Source organism: Amycolatopsis sp. cmx-4-83 (assembly GCF_046548815.1).
GTDB lineage: Bacteria > Actinomycetota > Actinomycetes > Mycobacteriales > Pseudonocardiaceae > Amycolatopsis > Amycolatopsis pretoriensis_A.
In genome coordinates, this window is sequence record NZ_JAEBEF010000026.1 from 66,974 (window position 1) to 74,189 (window position 7,216).

Consider the following 7,216-nt stretch of genomic DNA (forward strand, 5'->3'; position numbering starts at 1 on the left):
TCCGCCCGCGCTACTCGGGCAGGCCGACGCGACGCTCCCCGCTGCGCAGTTGCTGCAGCACGACCGCGATCACCAGCAGGGCGCCGTGGGCGACGTTCTGCCAGAACGGGTTGATGCCCAGCCCGGACATGCCGTTGTCGAGCACGCCCAGGATGATCACCGCGAGCACGGTGGAGATGATCGAGCCGCGGCCGCCCTTGAGCATCGTCCCGCCGAGCGCGGCGCCGGTGACGGCCTGCAGTTCCAGGCCCTCGGACCCGGACACCGGCTGGCCCGAACCGGTGCGCGCGGTGATCAGGATGCCCGCGACCGCCGCGACCACGCCGGCGAGTGCGTACACGCCGATGATGTACCGGTTGATGTTGATGCCGGCCAGCCGCGCCGCGGTGTCGTTGCCGCCGATGGCGTAGACGTTGCGGCCGATGTCGGTGTACTTGAGCAGGAAGTGCAGCAGCGCCGCGACGATCAGGAACACCCACACCAGCGACGGCAGGCCGAGCACGGACCCCTTGGCCAGGAAGATGAACAGGTCGTCGCCGCCGGTGTAGCCCTGCGACTTGCCGTCCGAGATGACCTGCGCGACCCCCTTGTAGGTGGCGAGCATGGCCAGCGTCGCGACGACCGGGTTGACCCGGCCGAAGATGATGATCATGCCGTTGATCAGGCCGCAGACGATGCCGACGCCGATCGCGGCGAGGATGCCGACCCCGGCGCTGCCGGTCGAGGTGAACACCATCGCGGAGATGACCGACGCGAGCCCGGCCATCGAGCCGACCGAGATGTCCAGCGCGCCCAGGATGATCACCAGCGTCTGGACCAGGGCGAGCAGTCCCATGATGGTGATCGCGCTGCCGATCAGCAGCAGGTTGTTGGTGCGCAGGAAGTTGTCGTTCAGGATGCTCAGCAGGACGATCAACGCGATCAGCGTGATGATCAGGCTCGAGTTCTGCACGCCGATGCCGGTCAGCACCCGGCGCGCAGCGCTCGGCTGCGCAGGTGCGGCCGGGGCCGTCGTTTCCTTGGTGGGGGTACTCATGCGCCGATCTCCTGCTGCTCTTCTACTGCCGGTTCGGTTTCGGGGATGGCGAGGGTCAGCACGGCTTCCTCGGTCGCGTCGGCACGGCTGAGCTCGCCCGCCAGCCGCCCGGCCCGCATGACGAGGATGCGGTCGGCCAGCGTCAGCACCTCGGGCAGGTCGGAGGAGATGACCAGCAGCGCGATGCCTTCCGCGGCGAGGCCGTCGATGATCCGGTAGATCTCGGCCTTCGCGCCGACGTCGACGCCGCGCGTCGGCTCGTCGAGGATCAGCAGCTTCGGCCGCCGCGCCAGCCAGCGCGCGAGGACGGCCTTCTGCTGGTTGCCGCCGGAAAGCTTGCGGACTTCCTGCTCCATCGACGGCGTGCGCACGCGAAGCTCGTTGATGTACTCCTCGACTAGCGCGCGTTCCTTCGCCCGTTTCACGACGCGGAAGCGGCGAAGCCGGTCCAGGACCGAGATGGAGATGTTGTCGCGGACGGACCGCTGCATGAGCAACGCGTCCGTCTTGCGCTCTTCGGGCGCGAAGCCGATGCCGGCTTTGACGGCGTCACCCGGGTTGTGCGCGCGCAGCCGCTTGCCGTCGAGCTCGACGGTGCCCGAGCGGATCGGCAGGTCGCCGACGATCGCGCGGGCCAGCTCCGAGCGCCCCGCTCCGACCAGGCCGGCGAGGCAGACGACCTCGCCCGCGCGGACCCGCAGCGAGATGCCGGTGACGTCGTCGGTCGTGACGTCGTCGAGCTTCAGCACGACGTCGCCGGTGTCCTGGGTGACGCGGCGTTCCAGCGCCGAGAGGTCGCGGCCGATCATCATCCGGACCAGGCCGGGCTCGTCGGTCTCCGAAACCTGCTGGACGCCGACGAGCTTCCCGTCGCGCAGCACCGCGACGCGGTCGGCGAGCTGGAAGATCTCCTTCATCCGGTGCGAGACGTAGACGACCGCGACGCCGCTGTCGCGCAACCGCCCGATCAGCCGGAACAGCGCCTCGACCTCGTGCTCCGAGAGCGACGATGTCGGCTCGTCGAAGGCGATCACCTTCGGCGGGGTGGCCGCGGTGAGCACGCGCAGGATCTCGACGATCTGCCGCTGGGCGGCCGACAGCGCGACGCCGAGCGTGGCCGGGTTGAGGACGCCTTCGAAGCCGTACTCGGCGAGCGCGTCCTGCGTCGCCTTCAGGAGCGTGCGGCGGTTGAAGACCCGGACCTTGGCGGGGAGCTCGCCGACGAAGACGTTCTCCGCGACGGAAACGTGCGGGATGATCTCGGGTTCCTGGTAGATCACGCGGACCCCGGCGGCCATCGCCGCGCGCGGGGTGTCGAACGCGACCTCGGTGTCGTCCAGCAGCAGGCGCCCGTCGTCGGGGCCTTGGTCGCCGGAGAGGACGCGCAGCAGCGTCGACTTCCCGGCGCCGTTCTCGCCCATCAGCGCGAGGACCTCGCCGGAGCGGATCTCCAGCGAGACGTCGTCGAGGGCGGTGACCCCGGAGAAGCGCTTGCCGATGCCCTCGACGGCGAGCGCGGGTGAAGAGGAGGACATGGTCGCCCTTCGAGCGGTGGACCCGACCCGGCACTTTCACGTGAAAGTGCCGGGTCGGGGAGGGGTCGGTCAGGTGCAGTTGACGCCGGCTTGCTTGTAGTTGTCCTTGTTGACGATCGTGGTCTTCGCGATCGTCTCCGCGGGCAGCTCCTTGCCGTTCTTCACCTTGTCGACGAGCACCTGGATCGCCGAGCGGCCGACCTCGGCGCCGGAGATGTAGAGCGCGGACTTGTTGCCGGTGTCCTTGCCCGCGGCCCAGTCCTTGCAGGTGAGGTACGCGCCGAGCCCGACGCCGATGATGTTGCCCGCCTGCACGCCCGAGTTGGCCAGCGCGGTCACGACGCCGGTTTCGTTCTCGTCGTTGCAGCCCCAGACGACCCAGTGCTTGACGCCCGGGTTGGAGCCGATCACCGCGCCGGAGCGGTTCTGCGCGTCGACGGGGGAGTTGTCGGTGCCGACGTCGATCACCTGGACGCCCGGGTCGCCCGACTTCTGGAACGCGGCCTTGGCGGCGTTGACGCGGTCGGTGCAGACGCTCAGGTCCTGCTTGTAGGCACTGATGATCTTGGTGTCGGCGGCGGTCCAGCCGGCGGCCTTGAACAGCTTCCCGGCCTCGGTGCCGACCGAGTCGCCCATCTGGCTGCCGTTGAAGCCGACGAACGCGGCCTTCGCGCCGGTGCCGTCCTTGATGACGTCGTCGGAGGCGATGATCGGGATGCCCGCGCTCTTCGCCTTGTCGATCACCTGCGGGCCGATGGCCTGGTCCGGGACGACGATGGCGACGCCGTTGGCGCCTTGGGCGACCGCGGCGTCGAGTTCGGTGATCGCCTTGTTGGCGTCCTGGCCGAGGTTGACCACCTTGAGCTCGACGCCGAGCTCTTTGGCCTTCTCCTGGGCCCCCTGCGCCTGCTCGACGAAGTACTGCTGGTCACCCTGCTTCTGCAGGTAGTACAGCGTGATCTTGCCGGTGGCCGGAGCCTGCTGTTGCGGTGCCGCCGTGTCTTTGCCGGAGGAGCACGAGGCCATCAGGACGCCGGAAATCAAACAACAACCAACAACGCTCCAGGTGCGAGACCTGTGCGGGTATGTGGACATCGAGTGCTCCCATGGGACCGGGGACGAGTGTTGCGGCTCGGTTACTTCCGAGTGACTGGTATTACAAAACACCCGTTCGTGGAGCGTCAAGCCGCAGTTAGCGGAGCGAGACCTACTCTCCGTAGTTGCATCGTGGCACACGTCAGGGTCATTTATCGTATTTTTTCCCCGCTGGGCTGCGCGTTGTCCAGTTTTGTCCTGTGCGAATGTTCTGATCGGTGTTGTCGACTGTGGTGGGAGTTTGGATGACCGGGATGCCCTCTCTGCCGGGTTCGCCCGGCTGGCAGGATGGCCGGACCACGTCAGGAGGGGGACCGATGACGAAGCACCGCGTCGCCGCGCTCGCCGGGGTCGCCGTCCTGGTGGCCGGGTGCAGCGGCACGCCGCAGCAGTCCGGCCCGGCGCCGACCCCGTTCCCGGAGACGGCCTCGTCTTCGGCGGCGGCCCCCGACGGGTCGTTCAGCGTCGTCGCGACCGGTGACGTCCTGATCCACCCGGCGCTGACCGAGCAGGCCGAGGCCGACGGCAGCGGCAAGATCGACTACCGCCCGCTGCTGGCCGGGGTCAAGCCGCTGATCTCCGGTGCCGACCTCGGGATCTGCCACCTCGAGACGCCGCTCGCGCCGGAAGGCGGGCCGTACAGCGGGTACCCGTCGTTCAGCGCGCCGCCGGAGATCGCGGACGCGCTCAAGGACACCGGCTACGACACGTGCTCCACGTCGTCCAACCACACGATCGACCAGGGCGCGGCCGGCGTCTCGCGCACGCTGGACAAGCTCGACGCCGTCGGCATCAAGCACACGGGCTCGGCCCGGTCGGCGGCGGAGGCGGCGAAACCGCTGGTCATGGACGTCCACGGCGTCAAGGTGGCGCAGGTGTCGTACGCCTTCGGGTTCAACGGCATCAAGGTCCCGGCCGGCAAACCGTGGCTGGCCAACCAGATCGACGTCGACGACGTCCTGTCGGCGGCCCGCAAGGCCCGCGAGGCGGGGGCGCAGGTCGTGATCGCGAGCCTGCACTGGGGCGTGGAGTACCAGCACGAGCCGACGGCGGAGCAGCGCTCGCAGGCGAAGAAGATCCTGGCGTCGGACGACGTCGACCTGATCATCGGCCACCACGCCCACGTGGTCCAGCCGTTCGAGAAGCTCGGCGGCAAGTGGGTGGCCTACGGGCTGGGCAACAGCGTCGCCCGCCACTCGGAACCCCGCGGCGACACGGAGGAAGGCGCGGCGGCGCGGTTCCGCTTCGTGCGGGACGGCGAGCGGTGGAAGGTCGACAAGGCGGAGTACGTGCCCACGTTGATCAAGCTGGACGCGCCGATCAGGCTGGTCGACTTGTCGACTTCGGAGAAGTCCGGGCCGGTCACGAAGGCTTTGGGGGACACGGACAAGAACATCTTGAGCCTGGGCGCGGACAAGGACGGCCTGACCCGCCCGGGCAAGTAGAGCGGCGCCGAGCCGGGTCGGTTCGCACCGCCGGCTGGGCTTGGGCTGGCGCGCCGGACTCGCGGCCGGGGCTGGTCCGCCGGCCTCGCGCGGTCGTGCCGATCATGCGTGCATGGCCGAGCGGTCGCGAGTTCGGACTTGGCTTGGCTGGGTTTGCACCGCCGGCTGTGGGGGGCTGACTGCCGAACTCGCGCCCGAGGCAATCCGGGCTGCTCTGTCGGCCGCGTGCGGGCGCGCTGATCACGCGCGTGCCCGGCGGCGATTTGCGGGCGGCTGCTGATCACGCGCGTGGCCCGGCGGGCGATTTGCGCGCGGCTGCCGATCACGCGCGTGGCTCGGCGGCGATTGCGGGCGGCTGCCGATCAGGCGCGTGGTCCGGCGGGCGATTGCGGGCGGCTGCCGATCACGCGCCTGGCTCGGCGGCGATTGCGGGCGGCTGTCGATCACTCGTGTGGCTCGGCGGCGATTGCGGGCGGCTGCCGATCACTCGCGTGGCCGGCCGCGCGGCCGCGCCAATCACGCGTGTGGCCGGCGGGGTGCCCCGCCGGCCACGGATGCCGCTCGTCCGCCTGCCCGCGGGCGAGCCGGCCGTCTCTTCAGGCTCACACGTGCGGCCGCGCCGACCGCACGTGTTTCCCCGAACGCGCGCCTGCCCCGCGCGCGAGCCGTCCCCGCTTCAGTGCGTGCGGGTCGTGATCAGCCGGGCCAGTGCGGCCAGTTCCGCCGCCGGGCGCGGGACCGGGTTGACCGACGCCAGTTCGCGCAGTCCCTTCGCCACCAGCGCCGACGCCTGGGCCTGGCTCCACTGGCGGCCGCCCGCGAGATCCACCAACGCGGCCGCGCGGGAAAGCTCCGCCTCGTCCAGCGGGTCCGTGCCCTCGTAGAGCGTCGCCAGCTCCGCGCCCGCCTCGGTGCCCGACGACAGCGCCGTCACCACCGGGAGGGACTTCTTGCGGCTCTGCAGGTCCGAGTACACCGATTTGCCCGTCTCGGCGGGGTCGCCCCAGATGCCGAGCAGGTCGTCGACGTGCTGGAACGCCAAGCCCACCGACCGGCCGAACTCGCCGAACCGGGCCGGCGGGCGGTTGCCGTGCATGGCGCCGAGCTCGCAGGCCGCGCCGATCAGGGCCGCCGTCTTGCCCGTCGCCATCCGGACGCACTCCGGCGGCGTCACGTCGTCGCGCTGCTCGAAGTCCAGGTCGGCGGCTTGGCCTTCCAGCAGTTCGAGCACGCCCTGGGACACCACTTTCGCGCCATCGGGGGTCAGCTCCTCGAACGCCAGGCTCAGCAACGCGTCCCCGGCGAGCACCGCGGCGCCGGTGCCGAACACCGTCCACGCCGTCGCGCGGTGGCGGCGGGTGGTGTCGCCGTCCATGACGTCGTCGTGCAGCAACGAAAAGTTGTGCACCAGCTCGACCGCGACGGCCGCGGGCACCGCGTCCACCGGGTCGCCGCCCGCGGCCTCCGCGCACAGCAGGACCAGCGCGGGCCGCAGCGCCTTGCCGCCGTCCGCGGTCGACGGTTCGCCCTGGGCGTCCCACCAGCCGAAGTGGTAGCCGGCGATCCGCCGCATCATGTCCGGCAGGCGTTCCGCGGCGGTGCGCAGCGCCGGGTCGACGAGGCTCTTGCTCCACGCGAGCACGTCCGGGAGCGAACGTGCCGCGGTGCGTGCGTCCATGGTCGTCATGCGCGCCCGACCTCCACGTCGTCCAGTACTCCCAGCGCGTCCGGCACCAGCACGGCCGCGGAATGATAGGCGGACACGAGGTATGAGGTGACCGCGCGGTCGCTGGTTCCCATGAGCCGGACGTTGATGCCGGGCTGGTATTCGTCGGGGAGTTCTTGGGGGCGTAACCCGATGACTCCGGCGTCGTCTTCGCCGGTGCGCATGGCGAGGATCGAGGTGGTTCCGGTGTCGGTGACGGGAATTTTGTCGCAGGGCAGGATCGGCACGCCCCGCCAGGCACAGACCCGTTTCCCGTCCACGACTGTGATGTCGGGATATACCCGGTGTGCGGTGCAGGCGCGTCCGAAGGCGGCGATGGCGCGGGGGTGGGCGAGGAAGAATTTCGTTTTCCGTCGCCGGCAGAGCAGGTCGTCCATGT

The 7,216-nt window shown here is 70.1% G+C and carries 5 protein-coding genes and 1 pseudogene; 1 reads left to right on the top strand and 5 read right to left on the bottom strand.

Annotated elements, in window-relative coordinates; genetic code table 11:
• Nucleotides 1–10: 10 nt before the first annotated feature.
• From ACLJQM_RS48110 to ACLJQM_RS48120, 3 genes are all read right to left on the bottom strand, one after another.
• Nucleotides 11–1,036 carry an ABC transporter permease gene (locus ACLJQM_RS48110; RefSeq protein WP_410636669.1) on the bottom strand — a complete coding sequence of 342 codons (1,026 nt, stop codon included), beginning with the start codon at nt 1,034–1,036 and terminating at the stop codon, nt 11–13.
• A complete protein-coding gene (locus ACLJQM_RS48115; protein ID WP_410636670.1) occupies nt 1,033–2,571 on the bottom strand; it encodes a sugar ABC transporter ATP-binding protein in 1,539 nt (512 codons plus the stop codon). The genes ACLJQM_RS48110 and ACLJQM_RS48115 overlap by 4 nt, the downstream gene beginning before the upstream one ends.
• 69 nt (nt 2,572–2,640) lie before the next feature.
• Nucleotides 2,641–3,615, bottom strand: coding sequence for a substrate-binding domain-containing protein (locus ACLJQM_RS48120; RefSeq protein WP_410636671.1), 975 nt, complete (start codon nt 3,613–3,615; stop codon nt 2,641–2,643).
• A 368-nt stretch (nt 3,616–3,983) separates the two neighbouring features.
• On the opposite strand from ACLJQM_RS48120, the gene ACLJQM_RS48125 reads away from it, so the two are divergent.
• Complete coding sequence (locus ACLJQM_RS48125; RefSeq protein ID WP_410636672.1) at nt 3,984–5,111, top strand: CapA family protein; 1,128 nt, start codon at nt 3,984–3,986, stop codon at nt 5,109–5,111.
• Nucleotides 5,112–5,787: 676 nt separating this feature from the next.
• Here the strand turns inward: ACLJQM_RS48125 and ACLJQM_RS48130 are convergent.
• Together ACLJQM_RS48130 and ACLJQM_RS48135 are read right to left on the bottom strand one after the other, a co-directional pair.
• Nucleotides 5,788–6,798, bottom strand: coding sequence for a polyprenyl synthetase family protein (locus ACLJQM_RS48130; protein ID WP_360784666.1), 1,011 nt, complete (start codon nt 6,796–6,798; stop codon nt 5,788–5,790).
• Nucleotides 6,795–7,216 (bottom strand): annotated as a pseudogene (locus ACLJQM_RS48135) (Crp/Fnr family transcriptional regulator); the annotation flags it as partial. The pseudogene ACLJQM_RS48135 and the gene ACLJQM_RS48130, both read right to left, overlap by 4 nt.